The sequence below is a fragment of the Dehalococcoidia bacterium genome (genome assembly GCA_028711995.1).
Classification (GTDB): domain Bacteria; phylum Chloroflexota; class Dehalococcoidia; order SZUA-161; family SpSt-899; genus JAQTRE01.
Map to the genome: position 1 here is coordinate 1 of JAQTRE010000056.1, position 18,509 is coordinate 18,509.

Below are 18,509 nucleotides of genomic sequence, written 5' to 3' on the forward strand. Positions count from 1 at the left end.
CATGTCGATCTGCCGCAGACGCCTTAAACGCTCAGGATTAGGCTCTCCGCCTTCATTATGACAGCTCATCGGGCTTTTGTCATGGGCCTAGAACTTCCAAGGCGGCGGGCTTCTTTGCCTAATATATAGACGGTCCATAGGCGGAAAATGCTCAAGTTTTTTGTGCAAGCTCCACCACTATGATTTCACGATATGGGCTGCCGGCTCATTGTTGCGGCAGCGTCACCCCATGCTCTCGTACATATGCTTCAAATGCTTCCCGGGAGGTGAAACAGTAGAATTTCTGATCCTGAGGATTGACAAAATAGTATAAAGGTGTGCCCTTAGCCTTTAACTCCACGTGAATCCGATTAAAGTTATCAGCCGTGTAAAGCACCCCATCCAGGATCACCGGGACTTTTACCAGGGAACCATCTCTCGACTCTCTGACTTCGATGGACCCCGCGTTTTTCGTGGCAATCTCGGTCCCATCGACGAAAGCCACGATTCGTACGTTATGAGCAACCCCATCTCCGGAGGGCGTGGCGGCAAAGATGAAACTGGATTCGACCGTATTCCCTTCCAGGCCCAGATGAATCTCAGCCAACCCCACTTCGTCTTCAAAGTCATCGATAACAATGGAATAGGTGACATGCGTGTTGGCAATGACCTCAAAACCATCGGCCGTCTTGCGGACCGTTTCGTTTTCCAGAAAGAAGTACCTCTCTCCTTCCAGGGCAGGACCATCAACCACTACTGATTCTGTACCGGCAAGAAGATAAATGTAATCCGGCTCCTGTGCAGCCGGGTTAAGCTTCTTTTCATCAGGATTAAAGATATTTCCAGGAAACCTGATCTCGATCTTCAACACCTTTGTGTTTTTCAAATCAACCTGAGCGGCTATCTGGTTTCCCTTTTCCGTTGGAAAGATCACGGTTACCTGATCATCATTCCCCACCACCTGTGCCGGACCGATCTCCCCTTGTCCCGCACTCACGATTCTGAATCCCTCGCTATTTCTGGCGATTTCTTCAGCCAGCGCCACATTTGATTCTCCATTGAACGTTGGGATCGCCAAGCTTAACGCGATGATCAATGACATCACCAATGCCCCAATCGTCGCCGGTTTCCATTTGGGTTGTGCGCTAAGAAAAGACCAGGCCGGCTCAAACCGTCCCCACCTCATGGAGGAATCTCTGTCCGGCCCCCGAAAGCGCTCGGAACTCAGCAGCTGTTCTTTGAGCCTCTCCCTGTGACTCGGGAGTTCGATCCTAGGAACCTTTACGGATTCCAATTTTCTGATGAGCTCATTTTTATCCATTGTCTTCACCTCCGTCCGATCTTCCAATAACAGAACGGTTTTGGCGGCAAAACGTTGCGGTTACCCCATTTCCAGCCTCAGTTTTTCGAGACCGCGAGACAGCAGCGATCTCACCGTTCCCTCGCGTTTCCCCAGGATATCGGCAATTTCGCTGGTCGTCTTTTCCTCGAAAAACCTCAAGGCGATGACTTCCTGGTATTTTGAAGGAAGTTGCCGGATCATTCCCTGCAAACTCAGGAATTCCTCGTGCCGCTTGAGTTCTTCCTCAGCATCAATAATCTCGGAAGAAGCGCCGAGGAGACTTTCCGGCTGCCGGATTGCTTCAAGAGGAACAGCGTAATGTCCGTTTCGACGGAAGTAGTTGGCAATCTCATTACCGGCAATTCGATAGAGCCAGGCTGAAAAAGGAATATTTTGCCAGCGGAATTGCCCTATCTTGTCCAACGCCTTCAAGAAAGTCTCCGAGGTTATGTCCTCGGCGGTCTGGAGATCGGCGACTCTTTTCAACACATAGCCAAAGATGAGGGCATAGTTCTGCTCATAGAGTACACCGAAGGCTTGAGGGTCCTTCTGGGCCCAGCCGACAAGTTCTTTTTCCTGCTTGATGTCCATCACTTTATAACATAGCGCAATTTTCACAAAAACGTTGCAATTCAACTCACCTGCTATAATATATACTTAATGGGCACAATGCCCTATAAACCACCATAGCGCACGTTGGCTGCTAGCTCTCCGTCTTTCGGTTCAGTTCTTGTTTTTTCATATTCCGGTCCTGTCCGGTTTTGATGTTCCCAAGCATTATAGTAAGTGAAGGGAAAAGGAGACGCTGTTTGTGGATGAAGCCCGGATCATAGAATCGATACGCCAGGGCCACGTCAACGCGTTCGAAGAAATCGTGGAGCATTATCAGATGCCGATGGTGCGTTATCTGTATCGCTTGACCGGTGATCTTGCTGCAGCACAGGACCTGGCTCAGGACACCTTCTTCCAGGCATACCGCGGCATCGACAGCTTCAATACACACATTGCTGATACATGCCCGAGCACAACTGAAACTGGGAGACAAACTCTGGCATGTCAGCATTGATTTAGTGGAAGAAAGCTTGGATTGGCGGCCGTATTCTTCCGTCACGGACGTGCCGATTCGATATAACCCGGAACTCGATGGCCCGGACCGCCAGGCTGCTACGTATCTTCTGCCAACATTCGATCAAACCGCTGATTTGATCAGGCAGGGTGCCAAGTCATACGTCTTCATTCACCACGGCGTCGAATATTCTCTCTCGGAGGACGGCAGCATCGTCGGAAATAGAGTCCCGTCACCATACGTTTCGGTGTATCTCATCCTTGATGACGATATGCTCGTTGCCGGAATTAATATTGCATCGGGACGACTCGTCGATCTCTTTGAATTCCCTCCAGAGCTGCACCTTTCCACCAGCGAAAAGGAATCGATGCTGACCGTTCTCGAGTCCCAACCTGAGGTGATCAAACTATTGAATAGGGGTGCGGAGATTGCCTTCCTGGGCCGCAACAATGACGAAGACGAGGCCGGGAATATCGGCGTGGCAATGATGCATATTGAAGAAACAATGAATTCGGGAATGCCCGTGTGAGCCTGGATACTCTGGCATTTCAGGATTTGACCTGCTATTCGGATTTGGATTGATTATGTCCCTTGTTATGGCGTTCCCAAAGGGATCGCAGAAAATCCTGCCCCGCTTCTCCATAGGCATTGCATATACGATTCCCCTGTTCCTTCTCTCCGGCATTGTACAGGGCCTCAACGATTGAGATCACGTCGACTTTCTTGTAAGTGGGGTAGATTCCATGCTGAAGCATCTCCAAACAAACAAGCCCCACTTCCCCCGGACTTGCGGTAACCAGCCTGGCAAGTTCCTTCAAAAAAGATGGGTTGTTATGATTGATGTCAACGAGAGGAACCGATAGCTTCAACCACTCCAAACTTTTCGGGGTTATCTCACCAAGGAAGGAAGTGAGCTTCAGCAAATCAGATAACAATTCTTTGTCATCTGTCGTCAAGTCATTCGATATCTTCCCTTGATAGTGCTCAAAAACCTGCTCCCAAAATGACAAGACTCTCTCTTTTTGAGTGGTATCAAACTGCTCCTGTTGGGCCGAGAAATAGTGCACCATCGTTTTTAGCTCTGATGTATCCCACTTCAGCAAGAGCTTTAAGAATAAGCTGTCACCATCGGTAAGTGATTCTTTTCCTTGGAGATAGCCAATACAAAGATGGTGGATCAAGCTCTCTTTTGAATGCTGGTCGACAAAATCCGTGATCAATGCTTTGGCATAGTGCCCGTTACTCCTCAGTAAGTCATGCAGCACGTCATAGACACCGGGGCTCGCGAGATAACCGGTGAATGCGGCATGCCAATGTCTGTCGTTATCTCTGAGGAAAATGTTGTTGATATTTGATTTCACCCATTGCTCATCCAGGTAATACAGATTCGGCAGGTATTCGCCTAAAGTGAAAGAGAATTCCAGACTATCGTCAAAGGAACGATCAAGCCGCTTGGTGAAATCATCTTTGATGCTTTTAACCCAACGATTGCTTCCGTCTGTTGATTTGCCTAGTCGAGCGTAACGGAGCGAGTAGTTGATTATGGCTGATAGCGTTCTCCCCTTGCCGCCGTTATGAACTTGGTCCCATAAATCTCCTTCGGCTGAGACTTCGGAGGGAGCCCTATCGAGAAGTTGGATCAAAACCTCTTCAGCCAACGGCAAAGCGACGGCATCGAAAGCATGGCTGTCATCCTTTGTTCCCTCTTCAATCAGCCCGGCTATATCGCAAATGATTGCATCACGGATGTCATATCCATCTTTCCGTTCTTGGCTCCAGAACCCTTCTGATGCCACTATCTCCCGGCAGAAGCCGAGTACAGATTTCCAGTCAAATTCGTTCTTAGCTTTCCACGCTTCGCTGAAACCCGATAGAATCGAGTCCTGGTACAATCGATCTACGTTCACGAAGGGCTGGAGGTCAGTGGCGAATTTCTGGGGATTGTCTTTGACAGTCTTCCGCAGTGTAGATGCCAAGCCCTCTTTCGAAGGCTCTTCCAGCCTTGTTTTGGCGACTCCCTGGAAATCGCGAAGGTACTGAGCTAAGTCCGCATTTGGCATATCCAGCATCTGGGCCGGTTGTATTGGGCTCGGTTCGGATACCCACCGGGCTTTGCTGTGCCCTACGCTGAAACTGGGATGCTCCGGTTCCTGGCCTGCAATCGGAAGATATCTTTGGTACATACTCAGCACCACCGGATCGCCGCTCTCTTTGAGCGCGGAGAGCCACTCCAGCTTTCTATACGCCCTGTACTTCCTTCTGTCTTCCTTGCTCCAATTTGGCTCCTTTGGCATCCATCGCGGGTGTCGCCGGATCCAGGAGATAACCTCGGCCTTCTGCTCATCAGAAAATCGAGTGAAGTTGAGCCTAAATAGTTCGTAGACCTCGTGTTTCAGATGAGGGTTCTCGATCAACGCCGGTCTGGCGAAACCCCAGAAAAGGGAAGAGTAAGCGTTCCAGTGAGTAGCTACCATATGTAGAGCCAACCGCTGGAACACCGGCTGTTTTCTGCCGAGCAACTCTTTAAGGATTGGAGAGACAGCTTCAGGGTCTTCAGCAGCGGCAGCATGAAGAAAGTCACGAGTAGCACGGACGAGTATGTTTTGATACTCTCCGGGCAGCGAGTTTTGCTCGTGATCTTCAATAGCAGGAAGCCAAGCAATGCTGAACAACGATTCCTTCACCGCGAGTATTTCCTCTATTTTGTCAAGGACAATCTGCGCAGCTCTAAGCGGAAACAACTTCTGAAGAGCGGGTGTGTTCTTAGTCATCAATTCGTTAAGCCAATACCGGTCAATCAGAGGTTTCACCTCGATTTCTTTGCTTCGCTCTTCTAGCCTGAACCCGATGCTGACTCCCAGCAGCTTAGCGGCAAGATCGTTAGCATCTTCCTTGATCAGCTTCGGCAACAGGGCCTCGCCAATCTCAGAACCCGCGAGGTCAACCCCCCATCTGGTTCCAAGATAAATACTCACCCTATCGATATCCTGGATATCCAGGAACCTAACAGGGAGCTTGGCCATGATCTTCACCAATGACCAGTCGGTGCCGTAATTATCTATTCGCTCGCCCTTCTCGTCTCGATAGTCCGAGATGGAACGGACAATTTCCATGAGCATATGGCCAACATCATCACCGGCGGATTCAACTTCATCTGCTACCTTTTCCAGATAGTCCAGAACGTTCCAGTGGGGTATCGTATATGCGCCAGTCTGACTTGGGACTTGAATAGGCGAAGGGTTCCTCCTGAAAAACCCGTAGCAATTCAAGTACTTTAGCCAAACGGCATTGTCCAACCTTCGAAAGAAATATGTCTGGTAAGACTCCTTTGTGAGATAGACATCCACAATGATCTTTATTTCGGCAGGAGTGGGAATCTTTCGGCTCAGTATCAAGTCGATATGCTCAACGTCTTCGTAGAAACGCTCGTCCTTTTGGTACAGATCAAGTTCGATAATTCTGTTGACGAGGCCTTCCAACAGATGCTGATAACCGATTTCCCACCGGCCCTTTTCCGAGAAGTCCGTCCATATCTTGCCCGTGACTTTATCATGGGATGCGAAGCTCTGTTTTATGCCTGCAGGGATGTTTGAATTAGTGGCCCCGGCATTCACAGGGAAAACGTTGACTGTGGCAGTGGCAAGAGCCGTGTTTATCTCGTTCCTTACGAATTCTCTGGATAAAGACTCGTCCGACATGACAGGGATGAATATAACGCTCCGCTTTACCTCGTCAAGCATCTTTTGGAGATCATCTCCAGAGCGATTCTTTTCATCGTCAACAAAGATATCGAGACCTAAGCGCTCCCTCCTGAGCCTTTCAGTTATGTAAGCAACCAAAGGATGGTCCGGTGAGCCATGGCAGATGAATGTCTTGATCACTGCGGATATCCTTTCACAACGCTCCGTTCTGTTTGAACAGTGGCGAGCATAACGCTATTTTCTCCCCGCCCCCTCCTCCACCACCCCAATCTCCTCCGCCGTCAATCCATAAAGCCGATACACCAACTCATCAATTTGACGCTCCAGCGCAGAGACGTCCGCCTCCGGGTTGGCGGACTTGGCAGTCAGGATGCGCTCGACCAGGGTTTCGATGGGTTTGGGGTCAGCGCATGAGGGAATCGGAATCTGTTCGACATATATAGACTTAAAGCGCATGAAGTTTCCTCGCACCTTGGGGCAAATCTGAGGAAAGAAAAACCTGTTGACACTTGAATTGAGAATGCTGAGCAGATATGATGAACCTTCAGGAACCATGAAGAGCGTGCAATCCGGGTAGAGGCTCGAACTATCCAGAGCGAATGCACACTCGTCTGTAATATCCGGGTAAGTGATCTTTGACCGCTCAAACTCATGCCAGTAAGCGATGTTGTCTTGAATCTCATACCATTCATAACTTCCGGGCTTTCGTCCCGGCCACTTACCCTTTTTGTCTTCATCCCAATCATCCGGCTTTGGCATCAACTGCGTGCGAAACTTCTCCAAATGAGCGCGAATGGCAGGATACTTCTTGATATTGATGCCATGCCTCGTAAAGATGAGCCACAAATCCTGAGGCTCTACCCTCCACCGTTTCACATCCCTTCCCCGCAGGAATGGCTTCAACACCTCAGCCGAAGAAGGGTGCTCTGCAATCAGCCGGTCGCGCGTGGCTCGATCCACTACAAAGGCCTCGTTCAATCCGGTCAAAACACCGCGATAGAACCGCCCATTCACATACTCTCCCAGCGGCTTACCCGCCTTGCGCAGCTTTTCCATCAGGCGCAACACTGCCGGGGATTCCAGCCGCCAGCCGTCCGGCGTCAGTTCCTTCTGAAGCATCAGGAAGCTCTTCGCCCGGAACTCGGACTCAAAGCGCTCGATGGGTATCCCGGGTTCCCAGGTGAGCACCCGGCTCCGGTTGGCATCGGGAGGGCGCTTGCTCAGGATGATGATCGAGGGATAGGCAATAGCCTCGTCAAACACCGGCGCATCCCCAAAATCGATGAGCCGGTGCACCGTTCCCTTTCCGGCGAGGAACCTCCGCAGCTTCTCACCGTACCCGGAGCGGAAGTACTTGTTGGAGGAGATGAAGGTCAGCGTTCCATTCTCCCGCAGAAGCCGGAAGCCGCGCTCATAGAAATAGACGTAGATATCGGCCACGCCCGTGTAGCAATTGTAGCGCCTCTGAAGCTCCGGCTTGAGGTCTTTGATCTGCTCCTGCCGCACATAGGGCGGGTTGGCAATGACCACGTCAAAGCCGCCGTTGCGCATCACCGATGAGAAATAGACGTCAAAGCTGAATGCCCGGTCGCCCTCAGTCATCCGGGAGATGAGTTCATCGATCTCTGCCTTGTACTGGTGCTTCCTTTCGGCATTGGTTTCCCTAAAATGCAGGGGTATGAGTTCTTCCACCTTTTCGAACAGATGCCAGTTGAGCATGTTCTTCTGGACATCCAGAATAGAATCTCCCTGAACTACTTTGTAATCCAGATTGGGCAGGGGATCGATTTGACGGATATCCTGTTCGTCCACCACCAGCGAAAGCCAGAGCCGCAGCTTGGCGATCTCCACCGCGCCGGGATCGATATCCACCCCATAGAGGGAATTCTGGATGCATTGCCGCTTGAAGCGATAAGGCGTTCGCTCCGGATTTGCACCCAGGTACGTGTTGAGGACCCTCCGGGCCTTGACGGTTTCGTGCATCATCCCCACGAGAAACGCTCCCGATCCAACCGCCGGGTCGCAAACCTTGATCCCGGCCAGTTTTTCATCGAGGGTCCCGGCATTATCGCTGATGCTCTTGGGAAGCACATGCGAATACCGTTCCGTCTCCTTGCCAAGCGAAACGATTCTGCCCTCATGCTCTTCGGCGAATTCGCCCATGTGGACAAAGGCTTCGATGTCCGCTCTCGGAATCATCGGCTTGCGAGCTATGATTTCAAGAGCGGTTTGCTTCGGGTCCGGCTGTCCGAAGAGCTTTGCCTGAGTAGCGCCGGTTGGAGCCAACGGAACCTTCCCGGTATTCACCCCATTATCGAGGTAGTCGATGAGGCTTTCCTGGCACATGTAGTGAACGATTTCGCGAGGCGTATAGTAGACGCCGAACTTCTTGTTGAATTTGTTTTCCTCGGCTTTCTTCTTGGACTTGATGGCTTTGGCCCAATCTTCGAAGGTTTCGGCGGTCACGCCGCACAGCTTCTCGAATATTTTGCCGAGCATTTCGGGATCGATGGCCACCTCTTTTTCCAGCGGCTCATCTTCCTTAACGGTGAAATTGTAGAGGTCGAAGATATCGAGAATGCCGCTGCCTTCTTCGGACGTGCCGGTGCGATTTGAAAAGAGGCCGTTGGGAAGGATGATCTCGGTATGGCCCCAATCGTATTCGGGATCGAACAGGCCTCCGTTGAGGAACGGTATCCGGCATTCCAGTCGATGATAGTAGCTCGGGTCCACACCGCCCCTGGATTCCTTATTGAGGGCGTCATAGAAGAGGTATTCCAGGCAGTCGTTGAAGAAGTTCTGGTTTCGCTCCCGGCATCGGTCGAACAGGGTTCGCAAAAAGCGTCTATCGCCATCGCCCCATCTTCCTTCCTCCGGGACACCCAACCAGCCTTTCTTTTGCAGGAAGTAGAGGAAGATAACCTGCCCCAAAAGCTTCTTGGAGAAGTCGACCGTATTCACGCCTTTGGCGGCGAAATCAAAGCGGATCTGAGGGTCCGCCGCAACGAGTTTATCCAGCGCTTCCTTCACGTCTATGAAGAGCTGGCGATACCGCTCGTAGAACTCCTTGGTGACCCGCTCGATATTGAAGGCCTCTTCAAGTTGAGTGAGTGTGGGATTGTGGACATCGTCCTGCAGAAGGGGGAGGAGCTGCGTCTGCGCAGTGTGGCTGCTTTCGTTTGACCTCACCAGGAAAGAGTAACGCCGGGACGGCGTGAGCTCAGTCTCGAGTTTGCCCTCATCATCGAGTCGGTAGTCCACCTTTACCAGGGAGAAACGCCAGTCTTGCGAATCAGGGGGGACGAACGCTACGAGAGCTGCATCTTTTAGGTCGCCGCCCATAGTTCCCTGAAGATACCGGGCCACGAAATTCCGCTGCCGGGGGCGCGCGTGCTCAAGAGAGGTTTCCTTCTTGAGGTTCACGATGAGGCAATCCATCTTGTGATCGCCATCGGAATACTTGCCGATACGCTCCATCGAGTTAACGAACGGCTGGAAGGCACCGGCGTTGGGGATGCGATTGCCGGCGAGCACGAAGTTGTTGGACGTATCGAGGCGGTTGAGGAGTTCCTTGACGAAACGAGTGAACCGGTCTCTATCGAAAGGCTTTTCAAACGTTTCTCGAATGATCCTGGCGGCGGTTAACCTATCCATGATGCTCCTCACCCGCGAATGCAGGCATGCCCCATTGACATTCCGGGGCGTGTTCCGTATCATTAGTATAGAATCACGATGAGAGGCCAATCCGCGGACTTAGTGCCGTGGCAATGCCTCTCTTTTTTTACCTCTTGTGCTCCAGCATCCCTCTCAGATTGTTCATGAATACAATGTGGGGCATCATCTTTCTGAACAGGGAGGAGAAGCTCGTCTGATTGGGTATCATGAGCTTGAGCAACTTTTCCTTCTTGATCAGATACTCTACTAAGCAGTAGAAATCCCCATCGCCGGTAACGATCAATGCCTTGTCGTAGTTCTCGTACTCAATCACCGCGTGCAGCACGAGCTCCGCATCGACGTTTCCCTTCACTCCGCCGTCCGGCAGCAGCAACGTGGGCTTGAAAACAAGGAGATAGCCGTCTTTCTGAAGGTTGGTGTAAAGCGTCTGGTTCTGGGGAACATAGCCGATGAAGAGAAACGCTTGCGTGATGTCGTATTTGTTGCCAAGATACTGCCGAAATCGATTGAAATCCAGCACCCATCCCTGCTTGCGAATCGATAGGTTCAGGTTCTGACTATCGATGAAGGCATAGTTGTTCGGTCGTTCCTTCATGCTTCTCCACCCGCCAGGTACTCAGAGAGGATAACCTCTCTGGGGCCGGCGGTCTGGGCGGCGCTTTCAGACAACGGCTCCTTGAAGAACTCCGGGGCGACGAGTGTCTTGAGCTTTCCCAAGATTCGAAGAGGATTCGATTCAGTGTTGAGAGCCTTCGCCAGATTCTTGATGGTCTGCTTGGGCAAAGCCCCCTCTTCGAGCAGCCTTATCACTTCTTTCAGATAAGCCTCATCGTCTTCGGTGTAGCCCTGATACCGTTGGACCGCTTTGATGATCTTGAGAAGTTTTGTTGCCGTATCCCGGCCCCCCTTGCCCCGGGGTTCCAGCGGCTCCTCAGTTGTAGCCAGGCTGAAAGCATCCTTATTCTTCTCCAGAAGTTCGAAGTAGTCATTGCCCGGGACCAGGCGCGGAGTAACCGTATCTGCTTCGAGCACCCTGGCGGCTGATATGAAGTCGAGTTCTTCGGATTGGCTGTTGCGGTCTGTCATGTAAAACTTTTGAAGCTTTCCCTTCCGGAAATAGGTCAGCAGCGAGTTTCCAGGGCTCTGATAGGCCCGCCCGGTGCGGGCTTTCTTGGGCAAGCGTTTGACCTTCTCGAAGAGATTGGGGTCGGCATCTCGAACGTCCCGGATTGCCTTGAGGTACTTGAGTTCGCTCTCTCCTTCCCCATCTTCCCCGGTGATCGTCTTCTTCGACGTCAATTTCATGAATAGATCGTGAGACTTGATTTCTTCGCCCTCGGTCAACAACCGGGCGTCTGTGCCAAGCATCTCGATGAACGCTTGGATCTTGGCCTCCGCCGCTTCCTTGAGCTTGATCTGTTCATTCGATTGAGTCGTAGGGAAGAAGTTGAACGTGTGGATGCGGTCGAATTTGGTGTCGACCCGGTTGATACGCCCTACCCGCTGCATCAGGCGAGTGGGGTTCCACGGGATATCATAGTTGACGACCACATTGGACCGATGCAGGTTGACGCCTTCTGAAAGAACCTCTGTTGTAACCAGAATCCGATACTGATTCCGGGTAGATTTGGCGCGCGCGTCAAAATTGGCAATGACCTTGTCGCGGATAGCTGTTCCCGAAGTCCCATGATAGCAAAGTGCCTGACGGGGGAACCTTTTTTCGAGGTTCTCGGCGAGGTATTCTGCCGTCTCTTTGGACTCCGTGAAGATGATGATCTTATTATCCTTGAGGATATCCGTTGATGAAAGTACTCGAAGAAACTCAATGAGCTTCGGATCGCGGTCTATTGTCTTCCAAAGGGCATCTACCTGATGGAGCACTTCGCGGTCGCTCATGAGCCTTTCTCTGAATTTAGGATCGAAATCCGAGCTGTCATATTGCCTTGCCTTGCCCTCGTCGATCATCCTCTGGATAGCCTCGTCGTCATCGCTCTCAAGGAGCTGGAATATCTTGCCGGCATGGTCTTTGCTGATGTATACATTGCCCTTTTCGAATTCGGCGAGGAATTGGTCATAGGACTTGATGAAACGTCTCAGAGTATTCCGAAACGCGTGAAAGCTGCTCTCCAGCCGTTTGACCAGGAGAATCTTCATGAACTTCCGCATGTTCTTTTCAGCAAGTTCCTCCGGCTGGGTGATCTTGCCTCTGTAGTAGAGCATAGGAGTATATCGGGCGTATTCGAACTTTTGAGTGACGAGGCTGATCGTTTCGGTGAAGACGAATTCCTCATGGGCGTTGAGCTGGTAGAAGAGAGCTTCAGGGTCGGCCACCTCAGGGAACTTGAGCCCCTGTTGTTTCAAATCCTCCGAGAAGTAGTTAACGATCTCTGATCGGGTTCTGCGGATCATCAGATATTTGAGGACTTTCTCCCGGATCTCCTTGGCGTTTTCGGCCACGACCTGCATATATCGCTCGTGGTCCTTCTGACGGTCAAGTCCCTCGAGCTGCTTTGAGAGGTGTGAAAAGAAGCCCTCCAGATTGGGCAAGTTGGGGATCGTGCTCTTTCGGCCTTTCTGGAAGAGCTTGATCTGGCTGAGGATATCTTGAGGGGAATTGTTGAGGGGCGTAGCCGTCACCAGGATAACTCGCTTGCCCCGGCAGATTTGGGCCAGCTTCTCGTATGTGGCGGTTGTTTCCGTGCGGAAGCGATGGGCTTCATCGATGAACACGTTCTTATAGCGTTCCGTGCCTTCCTGCAGAAGATCATCGAGCATTCCCAGCGATTTGAATTTGGCTGAAATGTTGAATTCGTGGAAGACGTTGCGCCAGGAACCGGGGTTGGTTTCATCAATGAGCACCGGCGGGGCAATAACCAGATGCCTCCCATCCAGTTCCTGAGCCAATCTCGCGCACACATATGTCTTGCCCAAACCGACAACATCGGATATGAAGACCCCTCCGTACTCGTCGAGCTTGGCCTTGGCATCTTCGACAGCATCGTTTTGATAAGCCAAGTCCATATAGCCTTCCGGGAAGTATTCGGCTTCCGCGCCTTCCTGATCCCGATTGATCTTATCCCTGAAGTACTCATAGAGGAATTTCAAGTACAATTCGTAGGGAGAGATCGTATCATTGAGCCAGGTACGGGTCTGGATCGTCTCGACGTACTTTTCCTTGAGGTCTACCGCATTTTCCCACAGCTCATTGAACTTCGAGATCGCAAACTCATAGTCTGCCCTGTCTTTCAGTTCGACATTAAATTCCAGGTTGTCCACTAGCCCAGACTGTGTGAAGTTGCTGGAGCCTGTTATCACGCGCCCCACGTCTTTATCCCCTTCGACGAAGGTCATGATGTAGAGCTTGGCGTGGATGTTCTCCGAAGGGTACGCCCGGATTTCCAGCTTACCGTCCCGAAGCCATGCAAGGAATTTCGCCACTCCTTCCTCCACTCCTTCATGATCGTCTGAGGTCTCCAGTTCCGTCGCTACGTCATCGGCGAAGTGCTGCTTGACCTCGGCATGAGACAGTAAAAGCTCACCCTGAACCGGGTTCTTGGCTTGGCGAACGAGTTCGACGGTTTGCCTGCCGGTTCCTATTCCGATGAGGATTCTGAGCTTCTCGGTCTTTTCGAGGGATTTGTAGAGGGCATGGAATCCGCTGGTGTAGAAATAACCGACCAGGACATCGAAGAACCGGGTATCTTTGATAAGCACCCGGAATCTGTCTCGAAGGTTGCTCTCCCCTTCATTGGTAATGAAAGTGGTATCCGTGCTCACAGACTATCAGTCAAACTTCTTCGGATTGCAGTTTAGGCTCTGGGAGGCCTTTACTGGTATCCTACTCTGACTCGCCGCGAGAGTCAATGCTCAAAAGCTACGCTCTTATGGCATGGGTATAGCGCGTTGCGTTCTTTTGTTTGCGCGTGATGTTTTCCCAAGTGGCTGATATTCATCTTAGATGAGTGGTGCAACCGGATTCACCGGAAAAAGTGAGTCTCTCGGGCGGATTGCTTGGTTGGCATATGGCATAACACTGTACAAGCAAGAGAGAGAAAGTACGATGCAAGTGAAAGCGGGTTCGAGTTGATGCTCGAACCCGGCTTTTATTCGGACGTGGAGCGACAGCGGCCTGGCGCGCAATATCAAGGCTTTTGGGCAGATACTTGACTGAGCGCCTATCGACCCCCTCCCGGACACAGCCTGCAACTGTACAGTATATAATCTCGCCGAAGAAAGCCTTCTTCAACGAGCTTGTGGATTCTTTCCTCCAGGTTCCGAAGCTCAGTCAACAGCTTAACCAGATCCACTACCCTCCCCGACCCAGCCATCTCCTTTATCATTGATCGGTGATCCTCTGCATAGCGGAGAGCCTGGTTGCTATACAGTATTACCCGATTGCCACACATCAGGTATTCCAATTCTGGAGCTTGAGGCTTCAAAGGGGCCGCGACATAGTGCGGCGCTCCAGCTTCGGAATCACCCATAGCTACTTTGATCACTCGATCTACGGTCTCCCATGTGAAGGTATCCGTTAATCCAGGGCGCTGTTCGTTCTTTTTGAGGAGACTTAATCCCCACTTCCCTTTGGCGCCTTCCAGCACTTCGCGATGCAAATCCTGACATGCGACGATGTACTCCTCCCACTTTTGCTTGAAAGCATTGTAACTTCTCCACAGTTCAGAAAGAGGAAGATGTTCACGCACGCCCTCGAACAGACGATTTTGTTCCGCTTGCTCAGCGGCGCTTAGCGGATAGCGATCGAAGGATGGTGGAGAAGGAGCCTTCAAGCTAGCCCCCCAAGTTTCAATGAGACTCCTTATCTCGCCGAGATGCTCGCGCAGGCTCTCTTTGACTATTTCGGTCCTTGCGGTCCGCAGCGTCTGCTCCTCTCGTGCTTGCCCTAACTGCTTGTCCAGAGTTCGACTATCCTTTATCTTGAATTCTGCTTTCAGTTCCGTATACGTGGTGCCATTTGCCAAACGCTCCAGCATTCTCTTTCGCTGTTCTGTTGTGAATTTCCTCGGCATACGCCCTCCTCAGCTTGTGACTTTGGAAGCATTCTAGCACTTGGCCTGGGGATTGTCAATTATTATATGCTTATTATTACGTTTTTATGCACATACTGCGCCGAGTGTGTGCTTATTGACAAATATTAGTATCTGGGTGATAATAGAACAAAATTGGAGAATGTTGAAGTATCTCTGGTTTGGCGCGCTGAGTACCGTTGGAATCGAGTGAAGGTAGAACAAATCGATGGCCATAATCCGGATAAGCATCGGAGACCGAAACAAAGACCGAGATGAGCTACGGCAAGCGTTGTATCACCTGCTCGCGGATGATCAGGGTCCTGCTCTCATTGAGCGCATGACGGATATCATAAGAGAGCGTCATGTGGCCATTTGGATTAGCCCAAAGCTGCAACGGCGACTGCTCGACTTCGCTGGCAAACAGATTGCGGAAGGTGTGACGGAATGCCCGGAGATCGATGCATGGTTGCTGCTTTTATGGCTGAAAGCTGATGGGCAGATGAATCTCCCAGTGCGCTGGGAAACCCAACCCCTCTCTGATGGCGCAGGGGTTTATGGGATAATACTTCAAGGAGGTGCCAATGGAGAAAACGTTCGCCATCATCAGAGTCAGTAGCCAAGATCAGCTCAAAGGCTATGGTCCGGATTCGCAGTGGAGCGACGATGTGGTGCCAAATGCGAAACTCCTCGGGTTGGAAGTGCGTGAAGAGTGGCGCCGGGTCATTCAGGAACCCGCAACGAGTTGGGACAGAGAGAAGTTTGCGACTGCTGTCCAAGATGTCCTGGATCTCTATCGAAGAGGTGTTATCGGAGCCCTGATCTTTCCCAGGGTGGACAGGGAGACTCGCTTCCTTTTTGGTTCCTTCCCTCTCCTATGCGAGGTGATCCACGTAGGCATGAAAGTTTACTTTGCTCGTGAGCGGCTTCGCCTAGATCCCGACGATAGCGAGAGCGTTTCGCGTTACTTGCAAAAAGCACAGGAGGCCCGGGCCTACGTGGAAACGATGAGAACAAACACGGTCAACGCGAAGCGGCGACGGGCGGAAAAAGACCACATGATGCCAACGGCACACTCAAAGTGGGCGCACGACTACCACCCCTTTCGAAAGGACTGGGGACAGATACGTGGTGCCGATAGTGGGCGTTTCACGGTGAACACCGAGAAGGCGGCTTGGGTGAAGAAATGGGCCCAATGGATTTTGGAAGAAGGACTGTCAACGAACAAGTGCCGCCGCAGAATGAATGAGCAGTACGGCATCAAGATTCATCGGACTACCATCGTCGATGTCCTCAGCGATCCAGCGATGGTTGGAAAGTTCTACGCCTACCGTACCAAGGACGTCAAGGGACCGAAAGGCCGTCGCAAGGTCATGAGGGATGAGAAAGACTGGGTTCTCGTTTACGAAGATCCTCAGCAGGCCATTCTCAGCCCTGAGCAGTTCTATGCTCTGAAGGAGAAGTTTCAACTAAATCGACAAAACAGCCCCCGGCACACGAAACACTGGTATCCACCCCTTCGCAGCCTCATCTTTCACTCCTGCGGACGAAGGATGACAGGTACATATAGCGGTGGACGCCCCGTATACCGGTGTGTTCCGTGCGGAGCACAACTGAAAGCTGGACCGCTATGGGACGAAATTCGGGCTGGTGTGACAGCAATGCTGCTGGATTCGAATCGGCTGGTCCCAGCGATCAAGAGCCAGATGAACAGCGGGCAATCTGTATCCCGTCTGGAGCAGGAGATCAAGGATGTCAACCAGCGACTCAATACCTTGGAGGATGCCGAGGCGAAAGCCTTAAGGCTCCACCTCTATCTGGTAAATTACCCCGTCCAGAAACTGGAAGCTGAGCAGAAACGTATAGAAGAGATGAAGAAAGAGGCCGCTCTGAAAAAAGCCAAAATCGAACAACAGTTGGCCGATTTGAGGCGAGCTATGGTGGATGAAGAGGGCCTACGCCGCTTCTGCGAGGTTGCCGCCCGTAATCTGGATGAACTGGACGATGCGCGCTGGCGGGTGCTCCTGGAAACAATGCGCCTTCAGGTTCACGTGAATGGAGATGCCGTTACGGTAAGAGTTGCAGTTCCCTTAATGAATGACCCGGAGAGTGTAATTGTGTCGTGCACATGCCCGTGCTCCTGACACAATTGCATCCACACCGCTTGCGCCATACCGTTGAATTTCATTTTTGTTGACGCTCATCTATATGTGGGGGCAACTCACTCTACTACGTACTTCTGCACCTTTTTTGCAAGGACAATGTTTGCTTGTTTTGTCCTACTTGCAGGCAATCACATCAAGAACATCAAGATTGGCCAGTAGAGACAGTAAAAAGGCAGGACCTCCAGCCCCAACACGTGCGTGTTTGGGCTCGTTAGCACTTTCGCCAGAAATTCGTCTGCTTCAATGGGTTCGATGATAACAGCTGCGGAATTCGATGCGATAGGCAGTTCAGTTGATGAAGGCAGGAGAGATTTTGTCGGATTGGCCGTCGGCGTTGATGCAGTTACATGACCAGTCTCAGACTCCAGTTCGGGAGCAGGTATAACAGTGAGATCTGGAGCAGTCGTTGAACAAGGAAGGTCCCGAATCTCTATCGTTCCCCAGCCCCCGATCTCTGCTATCTGACCATCGATTGTTGCCCTCGCTGGCCCTGGAAAACAGATGACCAGCACATCGGGATCGATGTACTTTATCTTGGTCATATAGGGCGAAAAATCGCCAGTGTTCGGATGAAGAAACTCAACAAATACGGTCTCAGCAGAATCCGCCTCGAAGGACTGCTTAACTTCCTCAATCATATCTCTGACCTCAACTTCATCTACCGCGAGATAGGCTATGCTGCCGGAAGTTGGATATGGTGTAGGAGCGGGAGCAGCTGGTAGTGCAGATGATAAATAAGGGAGGTCCCGAACCTTTATGGCACCCCATCCACCTGAATCCGCTACTTGTCTGTCGATTACCACCCGTGTCTCCCATGGAAGGCAAGTAACCAGAACATCAGGATTATCGTATTTTATTCTGGCGAGATAGGGTGAGAAATCGCCAGTGCCTGGCTGGAAGAATTGAACCGAAACGATCTCATCCCCCTTAGCCTCAAAGGACTGCCTAACCTCCTCGACAAAATTCCTGGTGTCAACCTCATCTATGGCGATAAAGGACACCTTACTGGAGTCAGGTACAGGTGTGGGAACAGGTGTGGGCACAGGTGTGGGGGTCAACGGCGAAACAGATGGCGAATATGGAAGGCTCCGAACCTCTATGGCACCCCATCCACCCAAACCCGTTACTTGTCTCTCGATTACTACCCTGGTCTCCGACGGAAGGCAGATGGCCAGAATATCAGGATTCTCGTATTTTATTCTGGTGAGATAGGGTGAGAAATCGCCAGTGCCTGGCTGGAAGACCTGAACCGAAACGATCTCATCGCCATTCACCTCAAAAGCTTGCTTAGCATCCTTGATCAAATTCATGGCATCAACCTCATCTATAACGAGGAGGGCTACTCTGGCTGGTGTAGACTGGGCAAGAAGAACTGCTGGAGAAAGGGCTTGCAATGTTATCAATGTCAGCACAATCATTAGAATTATTTTTAGTGGGTATGCACTTTACTCAACCGGCCACAAAATGTAGTATGTAGGCATGGAAGAGTCTGTTCATCCTGTTTCTGGCATTGATTATCCCGGGACATTCCAGGAATTTGACCGATGGTTTACCAGC

The 18,509-nt window shown here is 51.3% G+C and carries 12 protein-coding genes; 3 read left to right on the plus strand and 9 right to left on the minus strand.

What is annotated here, in order from left to right; genetic code table 11:
- Window positions 1-205 precede the first annotated feature (205 nt).
- From PHV74_08925 to PHV74_08935, 3 genes are all read right to left on the minus strand, one after another.
- The gene (locus PHV74_08925) at window positions 206-1,300 is read right to left on the minus strand and encodes a hypothetical protein (protein MDD5094485.1); all 1,095 of its coding nucleotides are present in this window, start codon (window positions 1,298-1,300) and stop codon (window positions 206-208) included.
- A gap of 60 nt (window positions 1,301-1,360) precedes the next feature.
- Window positions 1,361-1,912, minus strand: a complete 552-nt coding sequence (locus PHV74_08930) for a sigma-70 family RNA polymerase sigma factor (protein ID MDD5094486.1) — start codon at window positions 1,910-1,912, stop codon at window positions 1,361-1,363.
- 112 nt (window positions 1,913-2,024) lie between these two features.
- Window positions 2,025-2,324: a hypothetical protein gene (locus PHV74_08935; protein ID MDD5094487.1), complete on the minus strand. Its 300-nt coding sequence runs from the start codon at window positions 2,322-2,324 to the stop codon at window positions 2,025-2,027.
- A 1-nt stretch (window position 2,325) separates the two neighbouring features.
- On the opposite strand from PHV74_08935, the gene PHV74_08940 reads away from it, so the two are divergent.
- On the plus strand, window positions 2,326-2,916 hold the full coding sequence (locus tag PHV74_08940; protein ID MDD5094488.1) for a hypothetical protein: 591 nt from the start codon (window positions 2,326-2,328) through the stop codon (window positions 2,914-2,916).
- Between the two features lie 34 nt (window positions 2,917-2,950).
- On the opposite strand, the gene PHV74_08945 is transcribed toward PHV74_08940, so the two are convergent.
- The 5 genes from PHV74_08945 to PHV74_08965 form a co-directional block, all read right to left on the minus strand.
- Window positions 2,951-6,268, minus strand: a complete 3,318-nt coding sequence (locus tag PHV74_08945) for a toll/interleukin-1 receptor domain-containing protein (protein ID MDD5094489.1) — start codon at window positions 6,266-6,268, stop codon at window positions 2,951-2,953.
- A gap of 54 nt (window positions 6,269-6,322) precedes the next feature.
- Window positions 6,323-9,742, minus strand: a complete 3,420-nt coding sequence (locus PHV74_08950; protein ID MDD5094490.1) for a TaqI-like C-terminal specificity domain-containing protein — start codon at window positions 9,740-9,742, stop codon at window positions 6,323-6,325.
- A gap of 127 nt (window positions 9,743-9,869) precedes the next feature.
- A complete protein-coding gene (locus PHV74_08955; GenBank protein ID MDD5094491.1) occupies window positions 9,870-10,358 on the minus strand; it encodes an NYN domain-containing protein in 489 nt (162 codons plus the stop codon).
- Window positions 10,355-13,540, minus strand: coding sequence for a helicase-related protein (locus PHV74_08960; GenBank protein MDD5094492.1), 3,186 nt, complete (start codon window positions 13,538-13,540; stop codon window positions 10,355-10,357). Before PHV74_08960 ends, PHV74_08955 begins: the two co-directional genes overlap by 4 nt.
- A gap of 398 nt (window positions 13,541-13,938) precedes the next feature.
- A complete protein-coding gene (locus PHV74_08965; GenBank protein MDD5094493.1) occupies window positions 13,939-14,790 on the minus strand; it encodes a hypothetical protein in 852 nt (283 codons plus the stop codon).
- A gap of 226 nt (window positions 14,791-15,016) precedes the next feature.
- Here PHV74_08965 and PHV74_08970 point away from each other — a divergent pair, with 226 nt between their 5' ends.
- Entirely contained in the window at window positions 15,017-15,406 is a 390-nt protein-coding gene (locus tag PHV74_08970) for a hypothetical protein (GenBank protein ID MDD5094494.1), read from the plus strand.
- The gene (locus tag PHV74_08975) at window positions 15,372-16,931 is read left to right on the plus strand and encodes a recombinase family protein (protein ID MDD5094495.1); all 1,560 of its coding nucleotides are present in this window, start codon (window positions 15,372-15,374) and stop codon (window positions 16,929-16,931) included. The genes PHV74_08970 and PHV74_08975 overlap by 35 nt, the downstream gene beginning before the upstream one ends.
- Before the next feature lie 149 nt (window positions 16,932-17,080).
- Here PHV74_08975 and PHV74_08980 read toward each other — a convergent pair whose 3' ends face one another.
- The gene (locus PHV74_08980) at window positions 17,081-18,262 is read right to left on the minus strand and encodes a hypothetical protein (GenBank protein MDD5094496.1); all 1,182 of its coding nucleotides are present in this window, start codon (window positions 18,260-18,262) and stop codon (window positions 17,081-17,083) included.
- Window positions 18,263-18,509 lie beyond the last annotated feature (247 nt).

Bases quoted from the DNA above. Each gene is read 5' to 3' on its own strand.
- PHV74_08975 (MDD5094495.1), top strand. From the start codon at position 15,372: ATGGAGAAAACGTTCGCCATCATCAGAGTCAGTAGCCAAGATCAGCTC.
- PHV74_08925 (MDD5094485.1), bottom strand. From the start codon at position 1,300: ATGGATAAAAATGAGCTCATCAGAAAATTGGAATCCGTAAAGGTTCCT.
- PHV74_08965 (MDD5094493.1), bottom strand. From the start codon at position 14,790: ATGCCGAGGAAATTCACAACAGAACAGCGAAAGAGAATGCTGGAGCGT.
- PHV74_08970 (MDD5094494.1), top strand. From the start codon at position 15,017: ATGGCCATAATCCGGATAAGCATCGGAGACCGAAACAAAGACCGAGAT.
- PHV74_08955 (MDD5094491.1), bottom strand. From the start codon at position 10,358: ATGAAGGAACGACCGAACAACTATGCCTTCATCGATAGTCAGAACCTG.
- PHV74_08950 (MDD5094490.1), bottom strand. From the start codon at position 9,742: ATGGATAGGTTAACCGCCGCCAGGATCATTCGAGAAACGTTTGAAAAG.
- PHV74_08930 (MDD5094486.1), bottom strand. From the start codon at position 1,912: ATGGACATCAAGCAGGAAAAAGAACTTGTCGGCTGGGCCCAGAAGGAC.
- PHV74_08980 (MDD5094496.1), bottom strand. From the start codon at position 18,262: ATGAATTTGATCAAGGATGCTAAGCAAGCTTTTGAGGTGAATGGCGAT.